Genomic DNA, 26,386 nt, shown 5'->3' with positions numbered 1-26,386 from the left:
TTCTGTCTGCCGGTCAGGAGGTCTTGCGCAGCCAGCGGCTGATGCGGTTGATGGAGAGGACGGTCGCGACGGTGACGAGCGCGGGATAGAGCACGAGCCACGGAGCGCGTGGGTAGTCCTTGCCCGACGAGATGAGCAGTCCCCAGTCCGACGCCGGGGGCGGGTCGCCGTAGCCGAGGAAGGCGAGCCCCGCGATGACGAGGATCGACATCCCGAACTGCAGCACAGCGAGGGTCAGCACCGAGCGGGACGCGTTCGGCAGCACGTGCCGGAACAGGATGTGGCCGCGCGAGCCGCCTTGGAGGGCGGATGCCTCGACGAAGACCGCGCGTCTGGTCTTGATGACTTCCGACCTCATCACGCGGGCGAACACGGCGACGGCCGAGACGCCGGTCGCGATCGCGGCGTTGATCGTCTGGAAGCCGAGCGAGCTCACGATGACGACGGCGAGGAGGAAGCTCGGGATGGCGAGCAGCACGTCCACGACGCGCGCGAGCGCGACGTCCGTCCACCCCGCGAAGAAGCCGGCGACCAGGCCGATCGCGCCGCCGACGACCACCCCGATCCCGACGGCGACGAGGGCGCTCAGCACGGAGGACTGGGTGCCGAACACCACGCGTGCGAACTGGTCGCGGCCCAGCTGGTCGGTGCCGAACAGGTGCTCGAGGCTCGGGGGCAGGAACTTGTCGGCGGGGACACCGACGGCCGGGTCGTACGAAGTGAACAGGGTGGGGATGCTCGCCCAGGCGAGCACGACGGCCAATGCGATGAACGATGCGACGACGGTCGGCGGCACGACCGCCGCGAGGGCACGGCCGGCGGTGACGGGACGGCGGATCGCGAGGGTGGCGCCGGTCATATGACGCTCACCTCCTCCTGGAGCGGGGTCCGGATCGGCTGCTCGGCGACGGGGGAGGCGTCACGCGAGCGGAGTGTCCGCTCGAGGCTCACGCGCGGGTCGAGCAGGGGGTAGGCGAGGTCGGCGATGAGGTTCACGACCACGAAGACGACGGCAGCGAGCGAGACGACGGCCTGCAGCACCGGCAGATCCTGGCTGGCGACGGCGCGCTGCACGAGGGTGCCGATGCCGGTGCGGCCGAAGATGGTCTCGGTGATGAGCGAGCCGCCGAGCAGCTCGCCGACGATGAGCGCCAGCACGGTGATCGTCGGCAGCGCCGACGGCTTCACCAGGTGCCGCGTGAACAGGCGCGTGCGGCGCAGCCCCTGCGAACGGGCGACGGCGACATACTCCTGGCGCGACTCGTGGTCGAGGTTGGCGATGAGCACCTCGGCCAGCTGGGCCGACACGGGAATGCCGAGGGCGATCGCCGCGAAGAAGGTGGACCAGGGACTCTCGGCGTCGATGATGCGGAACAGGCCGAGGCCGAACGCGAACACCTGGATCAGCAGGAGGCCGATGACGAAGTTCGGCACCGACAGGAACAGCGACGGGAGCGCCCGGAGCAGGCCCTGTCCGTACTTCGCGGGCAGCACCTGGGTGCCCCACGCAATGAGCGCCGCCAGGATGATCGCGACGACCAGTGCCGTCGACGCGAGGATGAGAGTGGACGGCAGCGCCTCGGCGATGAGCTGGCCCACCGGGAGATTGGAGCGCAGCGAGATGCCGAAGTCGCCGGTGAGGAACCGCGTGAGCGAGGTCCACAGCTGTGTCAGCAGCGGCTCGTCGAGCCCGTAGTAGGCGATGATGCGGTCGATGTCCTCTTGCGTGAACCCGTTGTCGGGATTCTTCAGCGTGCTCGACACGGGGTCGCCGGGCAGCACGCTGATCACGAAGAACGTGAAGACATAGGCGAGCAGCACCACGACGATCGCCTGCGCTGTGCGCGAAAGCGCGAACCGCGCGTAGGGGGATTTCATCTCTGCATCCTCGGGATCGGAACGGATGCCGGGGCGCCGCGCCCGCGGAGGAGGCGGCGCCCCGACGGGTCAGCGGTCGAGCCAGGCGGTGAAGTAGTTCGCGTAGGCGAGGCCGTTGTAGGTGACGTCCTTCACCTCGGGCGACTGCACGTAGACGCGCTGCACGATCTGGGTGATCGGCGCGAAGTAGCCCTTCTCGAGGACGTACTGCTGCAGCTCGTCGAACACCGGCTCACGGGACTCGCGATCGGTCGCGGAGGCGAGCTGCGCGGCGAGGTCGTTCAGGGTCTCGTCGCTCGTGCCGACCTTGAACCAGTCCTCGTCGCCCGGGTTGCTCGCCGTCAGCACACCGGGGATGGTGCCGATGTCGACGAAGCTGCGGGTGATCTCGGTGGCCTGCAGCGTCTTGTTGCCGATGACCTTCTCGCCATAGGTGACGACGTCATACGCCTCGATGTCGACCGCGAAGCCGATCTCGGCGAGCTGCTGCGCGACGAGCTCGTCGATCGCCTTCGAGGTGGCGAGGTACGGGTTCGGGTAGAGCGTCAGTGCGAGCTGCTGCCCGTCCTTCTCACGGACGCCGTCGGTGCCTTCCACCCAGCCGGCGTCCTCCAGCAGCTGCTCGGCGGCGTCGGGGTCGTACGCGAACGCGTCGGTGTGGTCGGTGGCCTCGGGCACGTTGCTCTGCACGAAGGACTCGGCGGCGAACCAGTCCTCGGTGTAGACGGTGGAGAGGATCTCGTCGCGGTCGATGCCGTGCGTGAACGCCTGGCGCACCGCCTCCTCGCCGAACGGCGCCGCGGTGGTGTTGAGGGCGTAGCCGTTGACGAAGCCGAGGTAGCGCGGCACAGCGACCTCGAAGCCCTCGTCCTTCAGTGCGTCGAGCTCCTGCGGCGACGCGTTGTACGCGACATCCGCCTGTCCGGACTGGACCGACCCCGTGCGCAGCGTCGGCTCGGCCACGATCTTGTACGTGATCGTGTCGAGGTAGGCCGGGCCGTCGTGCCCGAGCGCCTCGGGACCCCAGTCGTAGTCCTCGCGCTTCTTCAGGACGACGCTGTCGCCCTCCTTCCACGACTCGACGACGAATGGGCCGCTGCCGATGTCATTCGACAGGTCCGCCTGCTCTTCCGCCGGGAGCGCCAGTGTCGCCGGCGAGATGAGGATCGAGCCGTGGTACGCGAGCGTCGGGATGAAGCTCAGCGTCGCCTTCGAGAACGTCACCTTCACCGTCGCGTCGTCGACCGCCTCGGCGCCCACGTAGTTCGCGGACGGGAACAGCCCGACGCGGGCGATCCCCTTATCGGGGGCGCCCTTCGCCCAGATGTCGATGTTCGCGACGACCGCCTCGGCGTCGACGGGCGCCCCGTCGGAGAAGGTGACACCGTCCTTCAGGTGGATCGTGAACTCCGTCGCCGCGTCGTTCTGCTCCCAGCTCTCGGCGACCCAGGGGCTGAGTTCGCCGTCGCCGTCGACGTAGATGAGCTTGTCGGTCAGGTGTCCCCAGACGTGACCCTGGTAGCTCGAGATCGAGCTGGAGTTGGGGATCCACGTGGCGCCGAGCGAGTCGATGAGGAAGGTGAGGTCGCCGCCCTCCTTCGGCTCGTCCGAGCCGGCGCTCGCCTGCGGGGCGGTGCCGCCGGCGCAGCCGGCGAGGAGGGCGACGGTGGCGAGCGCCGTGGTGGCGACGAGGGCGATTCGTCGCAATGGGTGTCGGGTGCGGGTGGTCATGGTGTTTCCTTGCTGTGAGGGGTGCGGGTCGGCGGGAGTGCGGTTGCCGACGTATCCGGGGCCGGTGGCCCCGAGGTTCAGAGGGCCTTGCCGGGGTTGAGCAGCTCGAACGGGTCGAAGGCGGCCTTGACGGCGAGCTGGGCTTCGCGGCTGCGAGGCGAGAGCTCGAGCGCCGCGAGGTCCCGCTTGACGGTCCCGATGCCGTGCTCGCCGCTGACCGTGCCGCCGAGCGACAGCGCGAGGCGGGCGAGCTCGTCGGACGCGTCGTGGAGCTCGGCCGGCGGGACGAGCGGGTCGGCACCTTCGGGAATGGGCTTGGTGATGACGGGATGGAGGTTGCCGTCGCCCGCGTGCGCGACCGCCCCGATCTCGACCCCGAAGCGCTCCTCGAGCTCCGGCAGCGCTGCGTAGACGTCGGGGATCCGCGACTTCGGCACCGCGATGTCGCCGCCGGCGAACCACGAGCGCTCGTCGAAGCCGCGCCCACCCCGGCGGAGTGCCCACAGCGCCTGGCCCGCAGCATCCGTCTCCTGCGTGACACGACCACCGACGGCCTCGAGGGCGTCACGGAGGTCGGCAAACTGCTCTTCGATCCCATACCCGTCGAGTTCGATGAGCAGGAGCGATCCGCCACGGGTGCTGAGGTCTGTGCCCCGGTGTGTATCGATGTTCGCCAGCGTGCGGCCGTCGAGGAACTCGACGACTGCGGGACGCACCGGACTGCGCGTGATGGCGGACAGGGCGGATGCCCCGGCCGCGGTCGTGTCGAAGAACGCCGACACCGTTCGGCGGGCGACCGGGAGGGGGCGCAGCCGGACTGTCGCGCGCACGACGATTCCGAGCACCCCCTCCGAGCCGACGAACAGCGAGACCAGGTCGAGTCCGGTGACGCCCTTGATCGACCGGTGGCCGACCGTGATGAGCTCGCCGTCGGCGAGCACCACGTCGAGGGCGAGCACCGACTCGCGCGTCACGCCGTACTTCGCGCAGCGCAGCCCTCCGGCGTTGGTGGCGATGTTGCCGCCGATCGTCGAGATCTCGTAGCTCGCGGGGTCCGGCGCATAGAACAGGCCCCACGCAGCGAGATGCTCGTTGAGTGCGGCGTTGAGCACGCCCGGTTCGACGACCGCGACCTCGTCGAGCGGGGCGACCTCCAGGATGCGATCGAGCCGCTCCGTCGAGACCACCAGCTGTGCGGCGGTGGCCGAGGCGCCCCCGGAAAGACCCGTTCCCGCGCCGCGCGGCACGATCGTCACGCCATGGCGGGTAGCGGCGCGGACCACCTCCTGCACCTCCTCGGCGGTGGCCGGCAGAGCGACGGCGGGACCGGATGCTGCCTCCCCGCGTGCCCGCCGAGTCGCAGCGTCGTCCAGGTAGGCGATCGTCTCGGCAGAAGGGGCGAGCACCTGGATGTGCGGGAACCTCGTCCCGAGATCGTCGAGCACGTCGGCGAGCGCGCTGATGCGCGTGGTGGGTTCGCTGACGGGAGCAGGAGCAGCCATGGGGCGCCTTTCGCAGGGTCTTGGAGCGGAGCAGGTACCCCTCCGCGGCTTCCCCAGACGGTAGGGAAAGTGCCCGCCCTCACGCGCTGCCCCGTGTCACCCGGCGTCCGAGTGGGTCACGGCTCGTCGCACAGCGTCACGCGACGACATGTTCTTGGACCCGGTTCAGCTGAACCCCGGGCCGTCTTCTGCCAGATCATCGTGGGCGAGAGCGGCACCGCCTGCGCGAACGCGACCATGCGATAGGTCGCTCGATACATGGTTTTGTTAATTCAGCACTACCTGTAGTGTCATCTGCGTGACCGCGACCTTGACTCACTCCACCGCGCTGGCCAGGTTCGGGCATGCGGTGTCGGATCCGACCAGGGTCGGCATCCTTCTCGCCCTTCGTGACGGGTCGGCGTACCCGTCCGACCTTGCCGACAACCTTGGGGTCTCCCGCCAGGTGATGTCGAACCAGCTCGCATGCTTACGCGGCTGCGGGCTCGTCGAGGCCATCCCCGAGGGGCGACGGTCGTCATATCAGCTCACCGACCCCCACCTGGTGGCCGCGCTCAACGAGCTCCTGCAGGTCGTCCTGCTCGTCGACCCGACCTGCTGCGACAGTGACACCTGCAGGTGCGCGTGAGCGCCGGGACACTCGGCAGCGAGCGGGCCGAGACGCTGCGGCGCCGCATCCGATGGATCGTCACCGCGACGATCGCCTACAACATCGTCGAAGCGATCGTTGCGATCACCGCCGGAACGATCGCGTCCTCCGGAGCGCTCATCGCGTTCGGTCTGGATTCGACCATCGAGGTGCTGTCGGCAGCGGCGGTCGCGTGGCAGTTCACCCGCCGCGACCCCGACCGCTGGGAGCAGCCCACTCTCCGGGTCATCGCCGTCGCGTTCTTCGCCCTCGCTGCATACGTCACCGTCACGTCGATCATGACCCTGCTGACATCGTCCGACGTGGAGCACAGCCCGCTCGGGATCGCCATCACGGCGCTGAGTGTTCTGATCATGCCGTTCCTGTCGTACGCGGAACGACGCGCAGGCCGTGAACTCGGCTCCGCAACCGCGGTCGCCGACTCCAAGCAGACTTTGATCTGCACCTACCTCTCGGCCGCGGTCCTCGTCGGGCTCGTCCTCAACAGCCTTCTCGGCTGGTGGTGGGCAGACCCCATCGCCGGGCTCGTGATAGCTGTCTTCGCCATCCGAGAGGGCATAGAAGCTTGGCGCGGCGATGCCTGCGCCACCTCAATCGGAATGCTCATCGAAGACGACGCCAACCACACTGGCGGGCACCAGCACCAATAGTCAGGTCAGCAGCCAACGCTCGTGAAGGGACCCGCGCGAGCCGGGCGGGTTCAATCGTCCGAGTTGCCGGCTGCGGAAGTTGGCCAACCGCTCTTCGAGCTCCTCGAGGCCGACGGGGCAAATACGTCATGCCGGACGCGGCAGGCCACTACCCCTCAGGCCGCTCGCACGAAAAGGCATCAACAACCTAAACAGGCAAACATTAGATAAATGGCCCGTTCGGGGACTCAGGGTACCGAGCTAAACACCAGGTCAGAAGCTAAAAAAGAGCAGGGTTCCCCTGGAGGGACTCGAACACGACTGAGCATAATGCTCAATCAGACCCAAACCGGCAAGAACCGCGGAATCACGCGGATCTTCGTGATCGTCAGCGACATCGCGCGACCGCCCAAGACACGTTGTGGGAAACGGTTTGCGGGCAAAACACGGGCAGAAAACCCCGGAAAATCACGACTGCTCAACGCCCCGTGACGCAAGGTGTCCCGGCCCCGGAACTCGCTCAACGGCAAGAAGAGTCGAAAGAGCACATTGCTAAACGCATGAGCGCCAGGGACTGCAATACTGAGCAATCTGCTCAAACCGCGCCATAAACCCGGATCGGGTCTCCCTGCGGTAACGCCGACCGGCTGCTCATCGTCCGATCGAGGGTCCGCCGGGCTGAGCTGACCCTCGGTGTGGCGCCGCAGGGTCGAATGCCTGGCCCGGGTTGTATGGGTCGACCGCCGGCGCCCGCCGTGGCTCCTGGATCCGGACCTCCGGCGCCAGGCCCGAGTCGCGCGCGCGACTCATGAGGCGCGTCGCGGTGCTTTGGCTGATTTGGAGAGTGTCGGCGACGAGTTTGAGGGGCGGATAGCTGATTGCTGTCGCGACGCGATAGACGGAGATCGCGGCGTGGAGGGACTCCAAGGGCTCGCGCTCCTCCTGCGCCCGCAGGCGACTGAGAAACTCGCGCACCGGTATGTGGTCGCGTTCGCCGCCATCATCAGTGCCGACGTCGACGGTGACGACATCGAGAGCGGACCTCGTCATGATCCAGTGTGTTCGCACCTCGCGGAGCACCTGGCTGGTGATGTCGACGCCCTCCGCTTCGCGCTCGAGTGCAGCGAAGGTGACGGCGGTGCGTCTGAGCACGTCATCCCACTCCACGCGGACGGTGATCGTGCCGGGCACGTCCTGCTCACCCGACACGCGTGCGCGCCAGGACTTCGGAAGCGTCACCCCGCTGCCGAGATCTATTCGTTCGTCGCTGAAGTCGTACGTCTCGACGTCTGCCATAGAGCCCACTATTCCAGGTCACCGAAGAATCGCGAAGAAGACTGTCGATCTTGGCTCACGCCTGTGGTACTTTGCCACGAAGGGAGATTGACACTGCTGGCTCACAGGAAGGAAGGGCGATGAACCGGTCACAGGATTGCCTGGCTCTGACGATGAAAGATGCCGCGAAGCTCGTCGGCGTCGACTACCGCACGATCAAGCTCGGCATCGAAGCCGGGACCATCCCCACGGTCCAGCTCGGCCCGCGTCGGATGATCCCCCGCGTGCCACTGCTACGCGCCTTCGGCGTCGACACGTAATCATTGCGCTGGCAGCAGTCTCCGTGATGCGCCGACGGCGCCGGGTAGTGCGAGCGTGCATCACGGCCCACTGACGGCTTGCAGGGGATAGCGATGAGCGGCCCCTGCCCGACCTGCAACTACTCACGCGTAGGATTACTTCGATGACTTCAGTGGACGACAGCGCGTCAGTGCGCCGCGTCGGCGAGCCGATCCACGAGACGAGGCTGACTCGTTCGCTCGATGCCTCGATCAGGGGTCTTCTTCGTCCTGGCGTGGGCCGCTCGCTTTATGTGATTGCGGAGGTGGACGCTCCGATTGGGCGCCCCGACCTTGCTGCAGTGGTCGTGGCGCCGAGCGTGGTCACTGGCTACTTGAAGTCGGGGATCAGGTTGCCCCACGTGACCGCTGCCAAGCTGCTCCTGAGCCCATTGGTTGGACACCAAAGCTCGACTCCGGTGTCATCGAACGGGAGTCGTGTGCTGAGAGAGCTTGAACGCTCCGGGTGGACGACAGCCCGAGCTAGAGATCTTGCATCGGCGATTCACACGACGCTAGCGGTCGAAGCAAAAGTGAGGGACTGGAGAGGTGGTCTTCGCCAGATCTCACGGTTCCGTCGGATGTTCGCTCAGTCTGCCCTGCTACTTCCGACGCGACCTCAGAACCCGCAATTCGACGACGCACTTGGTGCCTATGGTTGCGGACTGCTTCTCGAGGACCACGGCCGTGTTCGGTGGGACCGCGAAGCTCAAGAAGTCTTGCCGCCTGCTTGGGCAAACCTCTGGACGCTGGAGCTTGTTGCGCGCGGCCTGGAGGGCGGATCCGCCTATCGCGTCACTTCGCGATCGAATAGTGCGAGCGCCTCTGCGTAGCTGCGAAGCCTCCCGACGTAACGGCCTTCCACAGACACGTTGAACCCGGCAACTGCAACGAACCGTTCCAGCGCACTCTGCACGAGGGACTGCACGTGATCGAATCGCTCCGTAAGGGGTAGGTCGGCGACTTCTGCTGCGACGAGCGAGAGCTCGACCATGTGATGGACCTGAGCCTCCGGGTTGCTGAGGCCGAGTACATCCTGCGCATCCGAACTGGCAAGGCTCGTTAATGGCGTGGCGGAGGCGATCTCCAAGATGTCCGCGACCTCGGTAGTTCTCAGATCCGAGAGGAACTCCCTAACGAATACCCTCGGGATTGGTTGTGCTCCACCTCCTCGTTCAGTGTTGTAGCGATCAATTGAGAACTGTCGCAGTGAGTATGACCAACCCGCCGCCAGCCCTTTCGCGCCGACCGCCAAGCCGAGCAATCCATCAACGTCGGAATAGCCCCAGATCACCTCGAAGCCGTTGACGACGCTGAGCGTGTAAATCACACGTAGCAGGTTCGCCAATAGGCGTGGGTTCCATGGAACCGGTGGGTAAGTTGTATCGGATCTACCGACGACAAGGTAGAAACCGCGAACGTCGAGTGTTGTTGCAGCATCAAGCCACTCTTCTACGACCGCCCAGTCCGCGAGCGCCTCCTGGGAGATCGCGATTGTCGCGAGCACATCTCGAGAGTTCCACTGCGAAGCGGCGGTCCGCGCGTACTGGAGCGCGGTCGGCATCCAGTAATCCCCGAGCGACGCATTGAAAGGAGCCGGCGCGATCATGCGGTCGCCCAGCTGAAGTCGGAGTCCGAGCTCCTCTATCTTTGAGATGTCAGCCAGAACTGAGGTTGCAGATCCCGCCCAGCTCATCGATGACAGATCCACGTTATTCCGTGCGTGAAATCGCAGCGACCCTTGCGGGCGGGTCGAGTAGATGTACGACTGAGGATCTACGAGAACGTCCATCCCCGCGGCAGCGCTATTGCTGGCCGTCGCAGCGAGCGTGGGAGCATCTTCATGGCCGGGGCTGAGGATGACGCCATGTACTGCGCCCCTCGTCAAGACCTCGTCGATCTTGTTCGACTTGCCATATCCGTGTTGGATGTAGAACATCAGGCACCTTCCTCGAACATCGCGAGCGCGCTCTCTGGCGTCCTAAACCGTCCTGCCGGGCGCCCCTGGAGCAGCCTTCCGATAAGTGCCTTCATCGCGTCTGAACAAGACAGAGAGTCCACGCGGGTCGGATCGAATGACTTCAGCGCGTCGAGATAACTCCCAGCGGCGCCGCGGAACGGATGTCTCCCGGAGATCGCCTCAAATAGAACAATCCCGATCTGGAACAGATCAGAGCGGAAGTCGGGCGTCGAGAATCTTCTCGCCTCGAATTGCTCCGGGGACGCATAGTACTGGCTGCCGGGGCCGGCTAGGGATGGCGCGGTGAGCGGATTCAATTCTGTGAACAGGACAGTGCCGAGATCCATTAGAACGACGCGACCGTCGATGTAGCCAATGTTCTGCGGCTTGATGTCACGGTGGACGATTCGTTCAGCGTTCCACATCGCAATAACGGCAGTGAGCAGTGCCCGAGCCAGTTCGTCGGCCGCATCCGAGGTGAGACGGCCTTGGCGAAGAACTTCGTGCAGGGTTCCTTGATTCAGAAATGGCTCTCCGAACCACAGGTGGTCTGAATCGGCGATTCGACGTGTAGATGGCCCGTGTGTGACTGTCGCCACGTGGGGACAATCGACAGTTTGCATGGCACGCATCTCTCGTTCGAAGCGCTCTATCACTGCCTCAGCCTGTTCGCGGTCTTCATCGTCGTCCAGCTGTAGATGATTGCTCATCACCTTGAGTGCGAACTCGCTCGCACCGTCATGGGCGCGAAACGCCACCTTGTCACGGCCGGTGCCAACGTGCGGGATGGTGACCGAGAACTCTGGGAACGCCGCGACAACGTCGACGTCACTCACCACTTTGGCTCTCCCAGACCTCGGCCCACGGTCCCTGCTCGCGATGCTCAGTCGCTCGAAGGGCACGCATACCCCCACGTGCATATCCGGGCTCAATACTGGCATAGCGCCACCGCAGCTCCGTGGAGACACCCGGTGTCACTTCGACTGAGGGAAGCCGCTTCCCACTCGCGGTCGTGGCGAACGTATGTCCAGGCGAGCAGGCGCGGAGGGGTCGGTTACTCTGCGGATCACGCCAGCCGACGCCCTGCCGCGCAGCACGCTCCGAGGCACATCAGTCTCGACAGCCCCAGCCCCGCCGACTGCGAAGTACTTCGCACCGCCGCGGACGCGCAGCATGATCAACACGCAAGACCCGTCCGGGGGAGCCGGCTCAGCCTCCGCCCGAATCGAACGGTGTTTGGGAGCCAAGCACCAAATCCCCGTAAGGGGGCCGGCCAACAGCTACTCACCGTTCTGTAAACATATGCTGGCGGTCATGGACAACGACATCGCCGTTGCTCTGATCGCCGGGCTATCGGCTGTGGCGGCAGCTATCGTCGGCCTGGTCGGCGTCCTCGCGGCGCGAAACGAACCTCGCCCAGCGAGGGAACTCGCTGCCCTCAACGCAATCATCGAGAAGCTTCCCGCGGGCGAGGCTCGTGATGCGCTCGACGGAAGGCGGACATGGGTGGCGGTGGCGTACGGATCTCAACGGGAGCCCGTAGGCGTCTTTACAGTCGCCTACATGTACGTCTTGGGCGGCTACCTCATCGTCGTCGTCGCCTTGCTCGTACTGGGAGGGAACGCTGCCGCCTGGCAATCATTTCTCCAGAACATCCTTGTCGGGCTAGTTTGGGGTGGCATCGTCTTCGGTCTGATCGGAGTCGCGCTCTTCGTTGTCGGACTAGTGTTCAAGGTCCGAGACTGGTCACGACGACGCAAAGCCACGCCGTCGTCTGAGGGCAACTGACTGCCGCGCGCCCGATTGGCTCCGCGAACGCATCGGTGGTGTTGCCTTGCACGAGTTGACCTCACCGCAGCGACGCACGCGCTCATCGCAACCCGGGTTAGGAGCCATGTGGCCAAGGGGCGAACGGGGCGAGTGAAATCGGGCTGGCGACCGTCGACTCCGGTCCAACCACTGAATCGGTGTGGCGCCGGAACGACGCGGGAAGATTACGAATGTCCACCAGGAACAAGGAAAGGGCCAGGCGCCCGAGGCTTGGAATCCCCGAGCGCCTGACCGCCGTTCCCACTCGGTGAGCCCGAGGATGCGCATCAAATGAGTTGCAACGGGCTTGGTCACCAGGCCTTTCGTCCACCCGGGGGTGGAGGCCGAGCTGAAAGACCCGGGAACGACACGGACATGCCGCCTGCTGAGAGCGTAGCAGATGGGCTACAATCGACCTAAAGAGGGAATACTCGACCCTGTTGGTGTACTTATCTGCACCGGTACGATGGCCCTAACGGGACCCCCAGAGAGGTACTCCATGTCATCGCGCATCAGTACTTCGGCCGAGTCTACCTCCGTACCGCGCCAGCGCGAAACGTAGGAGCAAAATGATGGCGAGCTCGCTTGCAGAGACCGTGACGAGGGATGCATGTCCGCTCAGGCGGTCGTTTGTGGAACGGGATGAAGGCGTCGCGGTACCCACCCCGCTGGCCGCGCTGCTGCGTACCCGCGATTCCGTAGGAGGAAAGGGCGGCGGGCTCAGGATCTCCCTTCTGATGACGTTGATTTGGGTGAATGCTCGACCCCCCTACTCGACCAGCCGAGTAGCTGCCTATTGGGCAGAGCTACTGGGTCGGGACGATCCGCGAGGTGAAGGTGCAAGGGCGATCAGGGACGCCTTACACGAACTGGCTGATCGTGGACTCGTGCAGCTGCACAGCAGTGGATCACGGACGGAGATAATTCTCCGAAACGAATCCACGCCGGTTGCGCCCAATGGCCGACCCGCTCCTTACGTTCCGCCATATGGACTTGAGCCATACCTGCCGGTACCACGGTCGTTCTGGACGGGGGGGCTCGCTGGCAAGTTGTCGGGAGCGGGCGTCGCCATGTACCTCTGCGCATTGGCGATGACCCGCAGCGATGATCCAGAATTCTTCATCTCAACGAGCTTCTTCGATGACCGCTACGGAATCTCCCGATCGAGCCGTAAGAGAGGCCTCGCCGAACTAACTGAACACGGTGTGCTGACGACGCGCGTGGAAGAGGCGCTTGACGAAAACACATTCCGAAAAGTTCGACGGAACGTTTACCGACTATCAAAGGCCTACCGCCAGCCCACTGCTTGGACTGCGCCCGCGGAAGAGAACAAAGCATCGGCGATCGTGTTGCTCGACGCGATCATGAAGAAGTCAGCAGCGAAAAAGTAGGCGCTAGCGGCACCTCCGATTGGTGCACCGCAAGGTGCACGGGAAAGCGGGAGCCGTGCCGTCTTTGCAGCATCAGACTACGACCCGGCCAGACGAGCGGGCGGCCCGCTGCGCCGCCCAACTTCCGACCCGCCTCGAGTTGTCGTGGCCAAGCATGCGACACCAACGGCGGAGGAGACGTTGACGAGAACTGCCATGGACGTCGCGGACAGCTCGAGCTGTACGCCGGCTCTCGTCATCTCGTTTCCAGACGCTGGCGCGAGGGTAGGCCACGGGGCGAGTGAAATCGGGCTGGCGACCGTCGACTCCGGTCCAACCACTGAATCGGTGTGGCGCCGGAACGACGCGGGAAGATTACGAATGTCCACCAGGAACAAGGAAAGGGCCAGGCGCCCGAGGCTTGGAATCCCCGAGCGCCTGACCGCCGTTCCCACTCGGTGAGCCCGAGGATGCGCATCAAATGAGTTGCAACGGGCTTGGTCACCAGGCCTTTCGTCCACCCGGGGGTGGAGGCCGAGCTGAAAGACCCGGGAACGACACGGACATGCCGCCTGCTGAGAGCGTAGCAGATGGGCTACAATCGACCTAAAGAGGGAATACTCGACCCTGTTGGTGTACTTATCTGCACCGGTACGATGGCCCTAACGGGACCCCCAGAGAGGTACTCCATGTCATCGCGCATCAGTACTTCGGCCGAGTCTACCTCCGTACCGCGCCAGCGCGAAACGTAGGAGCAAAATGATGGCGAGCTCGCTTGCAGAGACCGTGACGAGGGTGATTAGCGGTTAGGGGTCGCCGCCGGCCGCGCCGTCGATTCGGTCCCTGACGTAGTGGAGCGAGAGCCAGAGAAGCAGCCTGCCGCCCAGCGACGGGGGACCCTTCGTCGCGGTAGGTGGCTTTACATACCGATCCCGCGTCCCGCACTCGGCGAGTCAACCACCGGCCCCGTAGCCATCGCCGTCTCCCGACTCCTCGCCGCACGTCGCACCTCAGCCTGGGCCGCGCGCACAGCATCCTGCATCGTCAACTCCGGAGTGCCGCGCTGCATAGACTCGGCGAGGCACTCGCGAGCCGCGGCATCCGTCCGCGCGACGACGATCGCGAGGTTGTGCAACCGCCCGCGCGTGAGACCCACGTAGAGCCCCGCGGCATCGACATCGGGCCCGACGACCGACGCATCGGCGGTGTCGCCCTGCACGCCGTGCACGGTGGACGCGTAGGCGAGCTGCAGGTGGTCGCGCGCGTACTCGGTGGACACACGCGCCACCTCGCCGCTGTCGCTCACGGAGACGAGAGACAGGTACTCGTCGCGGATGCCGCGCACGATCCACTGCGCGCGATTCTCGACGCCGGTGAGCCGGTCGTTGCGACGGGTCTGGACGGTGTCGCCGACGAGGAGGCGCTGCTGCCCCATTCCCCACGCGGCGACGCGGACGTCGAGCTCGCCCTGATCGACTCGCCGCTGCTGGATGGCGTCGTTGATCGCATCCGCCTCGGCATTCGTGCCGGATACCAGCGCCACCCGCTTGCCGCGTGCGTGCCAGTCGAAGTAGGCGTCGATCATTCGCTCACGCGCCGCGTCGTGATGTTCGACCCGGTCGACGTGACCGCGTTCGGCAAGCTCGCCCGCGACCACCAGCGCACCCTCGCGATCACCCGCATCCCGGAGCCGCAGTGTGAGCGCCGCGTAGTCGGGATCGCGAAACCGGTGCACTGTGTCGAGCTCGATCGCGGCGTTCGCGTGACGTATCGCGGAGCCCATCGCACCCGCATGTCCGACCGGCAACGCCTGATGCGTGTCGCCCACGAACGCCAGTGCGACACGCTGCTCGATCGCGAGCTCGACGAGGACGTTCGCCGTCTGCAGGTCGACCATGCCAGCTTCGTCGACGACGATCCGATCGCGAGAACGCAATACGTACTGTGTTGGTCCGCCGTATGCGGCGCCCGTGCTGGGCTCGACTTCTCCTACTCGAAGCCTGGTCCACACCTTCGCGCCGGCCTCGTCGGTGCACCATCGGTAGCCGTGATCCGAAAGCAGGGCATGAATACTGGATGCCGCGGCCCCGACCTCGCGAGACGCCACCGACGCCGCCTTCCGCGTGGGGGCAACGACGAGCATCCGCCGCCGTTGTGACGTGAGCGCCGCGAACGCTGCGCGCAGCATCGTCGTCTTGCCCGCCCCGGCGGGGCCGGTCACCGTCACGAGCCCGTCCGTGCCGGCGATGGCGCACGCAGCAACGCCTTGCGACGCATCCAGCGCCGCCAGATCCTCGTTCGGTGCGAAGCGGTGCAACTCGCCCGGCAGCAGGGAGCGCCCGGGTCGGGCGAGCACGTCCAAGCGGCCGGCGAGACGCACCTTGGCACGTACGGTCTCGGTGGCCATGAACGCCTTCGCGTGTGCTGGCGGCTCTGCAACGAGCCGATAGACGGACCGCGTGGCGCGCTCGGTGATCTCGGCGATCACGCCATCGAGCCGGTCGCGCTCCGCAACGACGCCCGTGCGCGAGAGCGCGCGTATTGCTCCTGCGCGGATGTCGAAGCTGCTGAACCTCCCGCCGCATGAGGTGGACCGTTCGTCCGCGTCGACGACCGCCTGTGCCGCGAGCAAATCCAGGTCGACGGCATTGAGGTCTGTTGCAGCGACGGGCACGGGTGTGCGCAGGGTGGTCAGACTCGGATCGATCGCTGCGATCTCGTCGCGGACGCGCGCCTCCCAAGAAGCCTCATCGAGATCGGCCGGCTTGTTCGGACGCGACACCGCCCACGCGCGGCGATCTATCTGCTGCAGCACCTCAACGCTCGGCGCAGATCCTCCATGCGCCGCCGACCACTCCGCGATCAGACGCGCGCGGTTGCCTTCGATTTGCGCCGACCGACGCGAGACGGGTCGGACGGCGCCGGCGAGTTCGGCGATCTCGCCAGTGTTATCGAGCGTGTATCCGTGCCGGGCGAGCGCGGCGATCCAGGCGGGATCGGTGCGGGCGGCGAGCTCGCCCTCGGCGTTGACGACGGTGTGGAGTTTCATTGCAACGCGCGAGTCGAGGTTCGACCACTTGCCGTCCGCGCCGAGCACCTTGATGTTCAGCCAGAGGTGACGGTGGATGTGCGGGTCGAGCGCGCGCGAGCGCCGATGCTGCAGCTCGACGACCTCGATGCGGGTGATCTCTTCGCGAATGAGCCCTCCGTGCCCGCGCCGCGCGTTGAGCTCCGTCTGCCACGTGAGCAAGATGCGTTCGCGTAGCCGGTCCTGGAGTGCTTCGAACTCGGTGGCGAGTTCGGGATGCAGCAGCGCGGCGATGCTGTACGACTTGGGGTGGTTGAGGGTCCCGTCGAGCAGCAGGTCGGCGTCAGGGCTCAGCCGCTGATGGCCGCGCTCTTCCCCGGTGACTGGGTCGTGTCCGGTGAGCCAGACGCGAAGGCCGCCGGCGGTGAGTTCGTCGGAGGTGATGGCGCCGTTCTTGACGATGAATCGCGAGACGGTCGAGTCGGAGGCGGCACTGTACGCTTCGAGCGCATCAACGCCGGGGGAGTGGCGGACGTGCGCGTCGCAGGTGCCCTCGAGCGCGTAGGCGATCGCCTGTCGAACCCCTCGGGATTCGACACCTCGCTTCCATCGCTCGAGGCCTCCACGCATGCCGTCAGAATAGGGTGCATTTTGCTGACTATCCAGGGATTTTTCTGGCTTGCAGGTGCGTGTAGGTGCGTGCTTCTAAACGGTCTCGCTCACCGACGGTGCCTGCGTGCATTGCTGTAGGTCAACTGTCTTCCGGGTTGAGCGCTGTACTCGTGGCAGGCATCACTTAGCGTCGCGTTCGGTCGCTTTGACCGGGCGAGAGTGCGGCCGGCCGAGTTGCTGGCGCGTTGATGTGGTGTGCGCCGCGATCGCCGCATGGCCAACTGACCCGGAGCTAGATCGACGGGTGTTCGACATCCGCTCGGCGGCCGACACCGAGGAACAATGTCAGTCATCGGGTCGCGCGCCGAAGGCGGAGGACACCGATCGACCGCTGGTAGACCTGACCGCCCTGCCCTACGAGCCGAGAGATGGGCCCCCCACTAGGCTTGTGCGGTGCAGTTCGTTGGCGGTGAGCGGGTCCGGATCTCTTCGATGGGAATCGACGAGTGGGTCGATGTCGTCGGGGCGATTGCCACAAGTGGTGGATGGCGACTGTTCCTCGCGGATGCGTCTGGGGCGCTGTTGCCTCGCGCAGTTTTCGTCGACGAAGGTGGGGAAGACGTAGAGGTCATCGAACGGGATGGCGGCGGCACCTCGGCCAGGGTCATTGCCGGTCTTTGGGCTTTGTGGATGTCCGCCGCAGGTAGCGCCGACTCATCTTCCACGTTGCTCGCTTCTACTCCCCTCACTCCCTATGCTCATCAATCCAACGCCGTTTACGGCGCGATGCTGCCGCAGCCGCAGCTTCGCTTTCTCTTGGCCGACGAACCGGGCACCGGAAAGACGATCATGGCGGGCCTATATCTCCGCGAGGCACAGAAGCTCGGCCTGGTCCGCCGTGCACTGGTTGTCGCTCCTGCCGGGCTGGTTTCTAAATGGCAGTACGACTTCGAGCGCTTCTTCGGGGGCGAGCTACGGAGAGTCACTTCTGAATCCGTCCAGCAGCACGCGCTCGACGTGAATCACGACGCGTGGGTTGTGTCGCTTGAACTCGCGGCGTCCAACGCGAATGTCCAGCACGCTATCCGGCCGGATCGCGCCGGCTGGGACCTGGTGATCTTTGACGAGGCACACAGGCTTTCGCCGCTTGCGACTACGTTCTACTCGCTCGGCCGTCTTCTTGCGTTGAATACACCCCGGGCATTGCTCATGACTGCGACGCCACACCGAGGGTCGGAGTGGTTGTTTCGGCATCTACTTCATCTGGTTGACCCTGAGATATACCCCGACCCGGGCGACGACGAACGTGCCGATTTTGCGCCGCTCAAACCTGGTTCGATCCACTTCTTGCGTCGCATGAAGGAGGACCTGTTCGACCGCGATGGCGTCACCCCCCTCTTTCGCGGGCGCACGGCAACTAACGTTCGGGCTGAGTTGTCCAGCGTCGAGGACGCGGTCTATCGCCGATCGATTGACATCGTCGATGAGTTTCTCCCACTTAGCGCGCGGCCGCTGGCCCGCATGGTCTACGGGAAACGGGCCGCCTCGTCGCTCTATGCACTTGTCGAGACGTTGAAGCGCAGAAAAGCGCACATGGGCGACTTGTCGGTCGCTGAGGCGGAGTTCAATGCCGATCCGCAGGGCGAGGACGAATCAGTTCGACAAGAAGCGCAGGTCGTGTACGTGGAGTCGCTCTCCGCTCGGAAGGAACGTTCGGCGCTCGCGAACCTTATCGGCGAAATCGAATCGGTGCTCAGTAGCGGATACTCCGCCTCGAAATGGACTGCACTGGTCGATCGCTGCCTCCTGCCAAACGAAATCCAACCCGGTACTAGCCAGCAGGCTGTCATCTTCACCGAGTATGCCGACTCCGCAGACTGGGTGGTGCGGGAGCTGCGCCGATCCGGCTTCTCCGCCGAGATGTACTCCGGGCGCCAGGCACATGCCGAGCGAGACGCGGTGCGGGCGGCGTTCATGCGGGGAGCCTTCCAAATTATTGTGTCGACTGACGCCGGCAACGAGGGGATCGATCTGCAGTCGGCACACGTCCTGATCAATTACGACATCCCATGGTCGCTGGTCCGTCTTGAGCAACGCATGGGCCGCATCCATCGGATCGGCCAGCAGCGGTCAGTCTTCCTCTATAACCTCGTGGCAATCGGGACGCGCGAGGGTGAAACTCTTCACAAGCTCCTAGAGCGGTTCGTGGCTGCTGCTAATGATCTTGATGGCCAGATGTTCGACAGCTTGAGCCTCGTTGCCGACATGGTGGGTGTCACATACAACGAATGGCTCGCAGCGTTCTTTGCCGACGATCCAGCTCGCCGTGCCGAAGCGATTGCGGCCGTGGATAAGGTGAGGGCGGAGGACCTCAAGCGTGCTGCCGAGAGTGCCAGAGCCGAGGAAGTTGCCCTCGCGACGAAGGTCGACTCGTTGGCGGCGCTCCAGCAATTGCAGCGAGATCTGTTGGAGCGCATTAACCCGGCCATCGTAGAAGCGTTCCTCTACCGAGCGGCCGACGCCGGTCTACTCGCTGTCGAAAAGACTGCCACCGGGGAAGGCATCTTCCGGCTTTCAGGCGCCCATGATCTGCCACATGAGCTCCAAGCTAACGGCGGTCTAGTTGCCACATCGGGGGAGGCTCTCTGGCGAGCATCACTTGAGGCAGACGCATCGCGGGTCCTAGCGCTCGGCCCCGGCGAGCCAGTCTTCCAAGAACTGATCGATCAGACCGTTCGAGATCTCGCCGTCGACATGTACCGCGGGGGCCGGGCGCTCGACCCCACCAGCGCGGGTGACTATTCGCTTTACGTGTTCGAAGGCAAACTAACCGAGGGGGTTAGTGAGTCGAGCAAACGATGGCTAACCCTCATTCGGGTCGACGCATCCGGCAGTGCGCGGCCGGTGCGATGGGAAACTCTCGCGAACTTGACGGAAGCAAACACTATTGCGCAGGCCATTCATCCGGCGAGGGAACACGAAGCGCGAGGTGCAGCAGAGCACGAGGCGTTGTCGCTTCAGAGCCATCTGGCGAAGGCCCGGAAAGAATGGTTCGCAGCAGCTCGGAGGGATCTGCAATCGATGCCGGTCAGCTTGACAAAGCGGATACCTAATCGCGACGAACGGCTCCGACTACGCAATCAACTTTCAGACCGAGTGCAACGACGTATCAGCACAATTGAGGCGATGACTGACGTTCAGATGAGCGATCTTGTGTTGAGGACTCATGTCAGCGTACAAGCAACCGGGGTTCCTCCGACCCCTCAAGAGAAGGACTCGGAGCTCATCGCGATGATTCGTGTTCGCGAGATATTGCGGAGCGAGGGATGGGCCGTCAGCGACGTGTCGGCCGAAGGCCGAGGATTTGACCTGCTCGCAACCCGCGGACGTCAACAACGCTGCGTCGAAGTCAAGGGCATCTGGGACAACGCCAGTAGTCGGGGGGTTCGATTGACGGCGAACGAGGTACTGATTGCGCTTCAACAGCGCGACCAGTACTGGATGTATGTCGTCGACTCATGCGCTGACGGCAGCGGCCGCCTGTTTGGTGCCTTTCCTGATCCCGTGCAGCTATTCGGTCCCTCGATTGGCGCGGACTCAATATTTCGAGTTCCCGGGAGTGCGTTGAGCGCTGCAAGGCAGGAGGACCTCACGTGACCCGAATGATCGAGCGATGGTTTCCAACTGCGGAGGTCAGCGATGCAACGGGCGCTGGGTGGGGGAGCGGTAACGCGGAGCGGGGCCTATTCACGTGGTTCGCTGCCCGCCCGACTGCTCAAGCGAAAGCCGCCGTCATAACGAGTCTGCTTCCTTGGCCCGATGACGAGAAGGAGCAGAGGAGGCTCCAGGACCTCGTGAGATCCGCCATGCAGGGGCGCTACGAGGCATGGGACGCCATCCGGAGGGAGATCGGCGCGGCTTGGCCCGACGGAGCCTCCGTGCTCGACCCGTTCTCAGGCCGAGGGATGATCCCGCTTGAAGCAGCTCGACTCGCAGTCGAGTCTGAGGCGGTGGAGTACGCCCCAGTTGCGGTCCTAGCCTCGCGGCTCTTGACCGAGTTTCCGTTCGTCAACTGGGACCAGGAGCCTGCCATCCCGTTTGCATCGGACGGCCTGGTCGTTAGACCGCGGCTGGTTCAGGACACGGAAGCCGTGCTTCGCGAGATCACTCGCCGACACGAGCAAGAGATGGCGTCCTTCTACCCCGCTGTTGGCGGCCGTCGGCCTTGGGGATACCTGTGGGCGGTGTCGTTGCCGTGCCAGGAGTGTGGACGTCGCTTCCCACTGTTTGGAAACGCAATGCTGCGTGCGCCGTCTATCAAGAAGGCGACGCGAACGCGAGCTGCGGCGAAAGACGATGGCCAGTCGTTCTATGTTGAACCCAATGCGGCAGGTACCGGTTTCGATACGGTCATTCATTCCGGCCCCCCGATAAAGGGCGCCACGCTGGCGAGCGCTGTGGGTCCAGATGGAAGGAAGATCGCCGGCAAGTCCGCGGTGTGCATCTTTTGTAGTCACGTCCACCCGGTGGAGGTTCACCGGCGGTTGACGAACGACGGCTTGGGTGAAGACTACTTTCTTGCTGTCGCGGACTTCGATCCGGAAGTTGGCAAGTCCTTCCGGCTGCCGACCGACCTAGAGCGAGCGGCAGTAGAGCGCGCTCGCGAGCAACTGAGGGTTGAGCCGCGCTTCAGCCCTCTGATGCCGGCAGTGCCGGACGAGGGAATTGCGCCGGGCAATAACAACATCGTGGGGTCCTCAATCTACGGCGCACGCACGTATGGTGACATGTGCGTCGAAAGACAAACGCTCGCGTTCGTTAAGTTGAGCCGAATCGTGAACGATGTCAGCCGCGAACTCTTGAGCGCCGGTTGCACCGCTCGGTACGTATACGCGCTAGCAGGGTACGCAACATCCACGCTGGTTCGGCAACTCCGCTACAGCACGCGCGGAGCCTGGCTCCGGGCTCAGTCGAGTGGCACGGTGGGTGTCGCCGGAATTTTCGTAAACGAGGGATCTCTCACGTACTCGTACGACAGTTTCGAGGCGGGGATTAACGGCGGGGCGGCCTCGTGGCGATCGTCGGCGCAGCAAACCGTCCGGAGCCTGGAGTCGTTGATGCCGGAGCGCACGGGTTATCCAACCCTTGTGGAGCGAGGCAGCGCCGTGCGTCTTTCGCAGCGCAGCGGATCAATTGCGGCAGTGGTGACCGATCCTCCGTATGACGAAATGATCGCGTATGGAGATTCCAGCGATCTTTTCTACGCCTGGATAAAAAGATGCATGTTCGTCGCCGACCCGTCAATTGCCGTAACCGCAGATCCGTTCGGCGCTCAGGACAAAGCAGAGGAAATCATCGTAAAGCGGTCTCGCGGGATTGCCAAGCGATCCGACTATGTCGAGCACCGCACGCGCGAGCACTACGACCGATTGATAGCGAGCGCCTTCGCAGAGATGCGTCGAGTGGTGGACGACCGCGGTGTTGTCACCATCGTCTTCGGTCATGGCGAACCGGAAGTATGGCGCAGGCTTCTGGGTGCAATCACACGCGCGGAGCTCGTCCTCACCGGATCATGGCCCGCCAGAACTGAGTCGGGCGGGCAACAGGGAAAGGCCAACATCGTCTCCACCCTGACTATGGCCTGCCGACCGGCTCCTGCGGGGCGCCCGCCAGGCCGCGCCGCCGCGGTCGAGGCGGAGGTTCGCCGAGAGGTCAAGCAGCGCATCGACTACTGGAGCCGAGCAGGACTAGCACCCACGGACATGCTCATGGCCTCAGCCGGCCCTGCAATGGAGATAGTGGGTCGCTACTCCGATGTCACCAACAACAAAGGAACGATCGTTCCACACGAGCACTTCTTGGTTGTCGCCCGCAAGGCAGTCCAGGAAGCTGAAGCCGTTGAAGTGGATCACCACCCCCTTGACACCTTCGATGCGCGGACGCGATTCGCTCTGTGGTGGGTCCGCTTGTTTGGCCGAAGTGTGGCGCCGAAGCCTGAGCTCCGATGGCAAGCACTCGCTTCAGACATGGAGCTGAGTGAAGTTCGAGACCTGGTTCCAGACGTTGATAAGGGTTGCCAGTTCGTAGCCTCCCGAAACTATCGAGTCCGGGTCACAGCTGGATCCGGCGTGGTAGATGTTGCACTCGGGATGGCGGGGGCGTGGCGACATGGTCTAGACGCGGTTGCCGAGGTGCTTGCCGCTTCAGAGCGGGACGAAGATGACGGGTTCCTCTGGGCGGCTATCGCCTTCCTAGCCGACCGTCTGCCCGACGGAGATGTTGATGCGCTGGCATGGAGCGGCATGCTGCGGGCCCGAAAGGGCCTCTCGTCGGCGGCACGCGGCGTGTCCGCGGCGTACGCCAGCCGCGACCGGCAGGATCAGAACGCCGACGGAATGGTTCCACTATTCGATATGGAGACCCTCAAGTGAACGACAGTGCTGACGCGTGGTGGGCCGCGCTACCACTTCGGCCCGAGATTGTTGACGCATCAGGCGCTATCGACGATGTGCAGATGTCACTGTTTCAAGCCGTTCACACGAAGGGTCCCGCCGCGCCCTCTTACGCCGATGCTGGCTACTTTGGAGACATCACTTACCCGACAGGGCAGCTCGTAGACCTGCTCGCAAAGGTGGCGGTGCGTCTTGGAAGCGAGGTTTACACAACGGCGCCAGCTTTGCGCCGGCTCGACCAAGGCATGGGCGGAGGAAAGTCTCACGCGTGCATCGGGTGCTGGCACCTCGCTGCTCACCCGGAGGCATTCGCTAGAACGGAGATCGGCCGCGCAGTCTTTGAGGCGGCAGAGCAGATCGCTGGGCGACCAATCAAGCGAGACTTGGGCAAGCCTCACGTCGTGGTGCTTGCCTGCGACAATCTCACTCCGGGGGCGCCCGATAAGTTACTCGATGGCCCGGCGGAAACGCTCTATGAGCGATTCCTTTGGCGCCTTTTCGACCGCGACTACCAAAAGTACGAGGCATATCGCCCATTCTTCAGCGACAAGTCCAAGATCGCTGAGGCTCTGCAGGCGACCGGTCACCCGGTCCTGATAATTGTGGATGAGGTCCTGGACTACATCGGGAATGGACTCGATGGAGCAGGCAACCCAGAGCTAACCGCGCAGGACATGGCCTTTCTGCGTGCTCTGCTCGATTCCGTGAATGACGTCCCACGCGTCGCGATGCTGGTTGTGATGATCGCATCGGAAAAGGACTCGATTGCGCTCTCGCGCGACGGGGAACGTCGCCGCGAGGACCTCAGTGGCTTGTTGGAACGGAACGGTCAACCAGCGACCGTCAATGAGAATGCAGATTTTGCAGCGATACTTCGTCGCCGACTCTTCTCGGGCACCCCCGCACCGCTAACTGTCAACCGCGTAGCAGAGAGGTACGCGGAGACAATGCGGGATGCGGCATGGAAGTCGAAGGTTTTCGACACTCTCGCGGCCAATTGGGTGGTCTCTTTCCCAACCGAGGTTGCCAGGACGTATCCGTTTCACCCTCAGCTTATGCATCTGGCCGAGAACGAGTGGGCAAACATGGCTGGATTTCAGAAGGTGCGTTCAACGATTCGCGTCTTCGCTTCGACAGTTTTTGCGCTCGTCGAACGAGCTCGTTCCGGCGAATGGGTCCCGGAGCTAATCGGGCCGGGGGACTTGCCTCTTTCCGTCGCAAACGTACGCGAGAGTATTCTCGGAAGCGGGCTCATTAGCGATACCAGGACTCAAGCCAACTATCGATCTATCGCACAGAATGACATCGTTGGGTTGGACGACACCAGCGGAGCGGCGCGCCTTATAGACCGTGCTCGAGCCGAGGACGGCGTCGCGGAAGCGAACCCCCGCGCCGCCGAACGAGCCGCTACATTTCTCTTCCTTGCTTCAGTGGTCGGCAGCAGATCGTCTGGACGCCGTGGCGCCGCCGAACCCGAGGTCAAGGCCGCGATCTTGGCTCCGCAGGTGGGATTCGGCTTAGCGGAGGCTGATGTCGTAATCCGGGAGTTGGTGGACGGGGACGCTGGACTCGGAACGGTCGAGGTTCTGGCAGGCCGAGGCGGCCAGCCGCCGAGGTACTTCCTGTCGACGACTCAGACACTGGCGATCCTGGTTCGCGCTGCGAGAAACGTAGTATCGGACAGCGATCGCGACGCAGCCATCGCCCGGCTCGCCGAGGAGCTGTCGAACACGGGGCCGTTCCGCAAGATGAAGTTCGTTGGAGCCCGCCCCGATCTTGGTCCCATCGATGTCCTCGCCGCAGCGGGGATCGATGATGCGAGGACGACGCGCCTCGTAATCCTCGATCCGGCACAATTCTCCCTTCGCAATGGAATGGAGCGCGACACCCTCTCCGCGATCGAAGCGGTCCTTGGCCTGGGTGATAACAGACTCCCAGTTGAGTGGGCTGCGTCAGCGGTCTTCGCTGTGGTCAACACGCAGCGCCGGCAGCAAGCGCGTGCGCTGGCCACCAACTTCCTCGCTCATGACTCAGCGCTGGGGGCACCCGAAATGGAGCACAACCCTGAGATGCGCATGGCCGCGATGCGAGCGCGCGACGATGCTCTGTCGGCGCTGAAGGACAAACTGCGCAGCGCCTACCAGCATGTGGTGTATCTCAGCCAGCCGGACCCATCGCTGCCGCGCAGTGTTGCTGTGGAGACCTTTGAGAGCGACCTCCAATCCGCACTCGACGGCACGGCCGTTTGGAAGTTGCTGGTCGCTCGGGACCGCGCCTTTGCCGTAGGCGAACTCAGTGGGACAACATTCGAACACAATTTGCGTGAGGACGATCTCGGGCGCCCCCTCAACGAAATCCGCGACTCCTTCTGGAGCGCGCCTAGGCTGCCGTTGCTTCCCGATGGGGAGGAAGACATCCGGCGGGCGATCTTCGAATCCGTAACATCAGGCTCGCTGAGACTCACTGATGCGTCCGAGCTCGACGTTGCGGTACTGAGTCCGTCCGAGATCAACCTCAGCCAGTCCGGCTTACGACTTCACAAGAAGGTTCCAGCGGCGCTTGCTGACAGCAGTGGGGAGCGCGCCGTACTCACACCTGGCGGATCGGCGGACCGCGAGGACAAGAGGGGCACGGGTAGTGACCGTGAACCTGATACCGCGCTCGAAAAGTCGATCACATTCTCGGTTGCTGCCAGCGGAAGTTCAGCGGGGACGTCTGATGTGATCAGCGATGTCTTCCTTGCGCTGTATGAGGCGATTGATGAAGGCTCAGTCTCTTGGGTCCAGGGATCGCTCACTCTAGTCGCGGGCCAGGACGTTGCCGAGTCCCTGGAAAGGACGCTGAAATCCGCGGGCATCAACGCTACCGTCCGACCGCAATAGGCGTGTTACAGCAGCGGAGGGCCTTGCGGCGATAACGGGGCACTCCGCTTGATCGCCGTCACACGAACGAATCGCGTCGCCGCCACCCAGGTAAGCCTGAAAGGCGCCTCGCCGGAAACGCACCGGTCCGAAGTTCGGCGCCCAAGTACCAGTGCCTTGTCCGACCGCGCGCTCGAGCCGGCGGCAGCCAAAAGGGGCGTGCGACCATGATGAGCCTTCTTCGACAATCAGCAACCCCAGCGATCGGGCGCGGCGCAGTGCGCGTCGTCGA

16 protein-coding genes are annotated in these 26,386 nt (G+C 64.2%); 8 read left to right on the top strand and 8 right to left on the bottom strand.

The genetic code is table 11. The features are described 5' to 3' along the window. Positions 1-13: 13 nt before the first annotated feature. The 4 genes from ACVN90_RS13410 to ACVN90_RS13395 form a co-directional block, all read right to left on the bottom strand. Positions 14-859, bottom strand: coding sequence for an ABC transporter permease (locus ACVN90_RS13410; RefSeq protein ID WP_475098731.1), 846 nt, complete (start codon positions 857-859; stop codon positions 14-16). Beyond that, positions 856-1,878, bottom strand: a complete 1,023-nt coding sequence (locus ACVN90_RS13405; protein ID WP_475098730.1) for an ABC transporter permease — start codon at positions 1,876-1,878, stop codon at positions 856-858. The genes ACVN90_RS13410 and ACVN90_RS13405 overlap by 4 nt, the downstream gene beginning before the upstream one ends. Before the next feature lie 69 nt (positions 1,879-1,947). Further along, positions 1,948-3,609: an ABC transporter substrate-binding protein gene (locus tag ACVN90_RS13400; RefSeq protein ID WP_475098729.1), complete on the bottom strand. Its 1,662-nt coding sequence runs from the start codon at positions 3,607-3,609 to the stop codon at positions 1,948-1,950. Positions 3,610-3,686: 77 nt separating this feature from the next. Further along, positions 3,687-5,111, bottom strand: coding sequence for an FAD-binding oxidoreductase (locus ACVN90_RS13395; protein ID WP_475098728.1), 1,425 nt, complete (start codon positions 5,109-5,111; stop codon positions 3,687-3,689). 298 nt (positions 5,112-5,409) lie between these two features. Here ACVN90_RS13395 and ACVN90_RS13390 point away from each other — a divergent pair, with 298 nt between their 5' ends. Next, positions 5,410-5,739 carry an ArsR/SmtB family transcription factor gene (locus ACVN90_RS13390; protein WP_475098727.1) on the top strand — a complete coding sequence of 110 codons (330 nt, stop codon included), beginning with the start codon at positions 5,410-5,412 and terminating at the stop codon, positions 5,737-5,739. Further along, complete coding sequence (locus ACVN90_RS13385; RefSeq protein WP_475098726.1) at positions 5,736-6,410, top strand: cation diffusion facilitator family transporter; 675 nt, start codon at positions 5,736-5,738, stop codon at positions 6,408-6,410. Before ACVN90_RS13390 ends, ACVN90_RS13385 begins: the two co-directional genes overlap by 4 nt. Before the next feature lie 630 nt (positions 6,411-7,040). On the opposite strand, the gene ACVN90_RS13380 is transcribed toward ACVN90_RS13385, so the two are convergent. Continuing rightward, the gene (locus ACVN90_RS13380; protein ID WP_475098725.1) at positions 7,041-7,685 is read right to left on the bottom strand and encodes a hypothetical protein; all 645 of its coding nucleotides are present in this window, start codon (positions 7,683-7,685) and stop codon (positions 7,041-7,043) included. A 119-nt stretch (positions 7,686-7,804) separates the two neighbouring features. On the opposite strand from ACVN90_RS13380, the gene ACVN90_RS13375 reads away from it, so the two are divergent. After that, the gene (locus ACVN90_RS13375) at positions 7,805-7,984 is read left to right on the top strand and encodes a MerR family transcriptional regulator (protein ID WP_475098724.1); all 180 of its coding nucleotides are present in this window, start codon (positions 7,805-7,807) and stop codon (positions 7,982-7,984) included. 805 nt (positions 7,985-8,789) lie between these two features. On the opposite strand, the gene ACVN90_RS13370 is transcribed toward ACVN90_RS13375, so the two are convergent. Together ACVN90_RS13370 and ACVN90_RS13365 are read right to left on the bottom strand one after the other, a co-directional pair. Next, on the bottom strand, positions 8,790-9,941 hold the full coding sequence (locus ACVN90_RS13370) for a hypothetical protein (RefSeq protein ID WP_475098723.1): 1,152 nt from the start codon (positions 9,939-9,941) through the stop codon (positions 8,790-8,792). Continuing rightward, positions 9,941-10,798, bottom strand: coding sequence for a serine/threonine-protein kinase (locus ACVN90_RS13365; RefSeq protein WP_475098722.1), 858 nt, complete (start codon positions 10,796-10,798; stop codon positions 9,941-9,943). Before ACVN90_RS13365 ends, ACVN90_RS13370 begins: the two co-directional genes overlap by 1 nt. Positions 10,799-11,276: 478 nt before the next feature. Between ACVN90_RS13365 and ACVN90_RS13360 the strand changes: the two genes are divergently transcribed. Further along, positions 11,277-11,750, top strand: coding sequence for a hypothetical protein (locus ACVN90_RS13360; protein WP_475098721.1), 474 nt, complete (start codon positions 11,277-11,279; stop codon positions 11,748-11,750). A gap of 1,112 nt (positions 11,751-12,862) precedes the next feature. After that, positions 12,863-13,162, top strand: coding sequence for a hypothetical protein (locus tag ACVN90_RS13355; protein WP_475098720.1), 300 nt, complete (start codon positions 12,863-12,865; stop codon positions 13,160-13,162). A gap of 898 nt (positions 13,163-14,060) precedes the next feature. Here the strand turns inward: ACVN90_RS13355 and ACVN90_RS13350 are convergent. Continuing rightward, on the bottom strand, positions 14,061-16,799 hold the full coding sequence (locus tag ACVN90_RS13350; protein WP_475098719.1) for an AAA family ATPase: 2,739 nt from the start codon (positions 16,797-16,799) through the stop codon (positions 14,061-14,063). A 435-nt stretch (positions 16,800-17,234) separates the two neighbouring features. Between ACVN90_RS13350 and ACVN90_RS13345 the strand changes: the two genes are divergently transcribed. The 3 genes from ACVN90_RS13345 to ACVN90_RS13335 are packed head-to-tail and all read left to right on the top strand — an operon-like array spanning position 17,235 to position 26,115. Next, positions 17,235-20,438, top strand: coding sequence for a helicase-related protein (locus ACVN90_RS13345; protein ID WP_475098718.1), 3,204 nt, complete (start codon positions 17,235-17,237; stop codon positions 20,436-20,438). Continuing rightward, positions 20,435-23,212 (top strand): hypothetical protein, encoded by a 2,778-nt coding sequence (locus tag ACVN90_RS13340; protein WP_475098717.1) that lies wholly within the window; start codon positions 20,435-20,437, stop codon positions 23,210-23,212. The genes ACVN90_RS13345 and ACVN90_RS13340 overlap by 4 nt, the downstream gene beginning before the upstream one ends. Next, entirely contained in the window at positions 23,209-26,115 is a 2,907-nt protein-coding gene (locus ACVN90_RS13335; protein ID WP_475098716.1) for a DUF499 domain-containing protein, read from the top strand. The genes ACVN90_RS13340 and ACVN90_RS13335 overlap by 4 nt, the downstream gene beginning before the upstream one ends. The last annotated feature ends 271 nt before the right edge of the window (positions 26,116-26,386 follow it).

The sequence above is a fragment of the Microbacterium sp. F01 genome, from assembly GCF_056156365.1.
This window is presented reverse-complemented; position numbering and strand designations above follow the sequence as displayed.

Bases quoted from the DNA above. Each gene is read 5' to 3' on its own strand.
- ACVN90_RS13380 (WP_475098725.1), bottom strand. From the start codon at position 7,685: ATGGCAGACGTCGAGACGTACGACTTCAGCGACGAACGAATAGATCTC.
- ACVN90_RS13395 (WP_475098728.1), bottom strand. From the start codon at position 5,111: ATGGCTGCTCCTGCTCCCGTCAGCGAACCCACCACGCGCATCAGCGCG.
- ACVN90_RS13400 (WP_475098729.1), bottom strand. From the start codon at position 3,609: ATGACCACCCGCACCCGACACCCATTGCGACGAATCGCCCTCGTCGCC.
- ACVN90_RS13375 (WP_475098724.1), top strand. From the start codon at position 7,805: ATGAACCGGTCACAGGATTGCCTGGCTCTGACGATGAAAGATGCCGCG.
- ACVN90_RS13360 (WP_475098721.1), top strand. From the start codon at position 11,277: ATGGACAACGACATCGCCGTTGCTCTGATCGCCGGGCTATCGGCTGTG.
- ACVN90_RS13370 (WP_475098723.1), bottom strand. From the start codon at position 9,941: ATGTTCTACATCCAACACGGATATGGCAAGTCGAACAAGATCGACGAG.
- ACVN90_RS13405 (WP_475098730.1), bottom strand. From the start codon at position 1,878: ATGAAATCCCCCTACGCGCGGTTCGCGCTTTCGCGCACAGCGCAGGCG.
- ACVN90_RS13410 (WP_475098731.1), bottom strand. From the start codon at position 859: ATGACCGGCGCCACCCTCGCGATCCGCCGTCCCGTCACCGCCGGCCGT.
- ACVN90_RS13355 (WP_475098720.1), top strand. From the start codon at position 12,863: ATGACCCGCAGCGATGATCCAGAATTCTTCATCTCAACGAGCTTCTTC.
- ACVN90_RS13350 (WP_475098719.1), bottom strand. From the start codon at position 16,799: ATGCGTGGAGGCCTCGAGCGATGGAAGCGAGGTGTCGAATCCCGAGGG.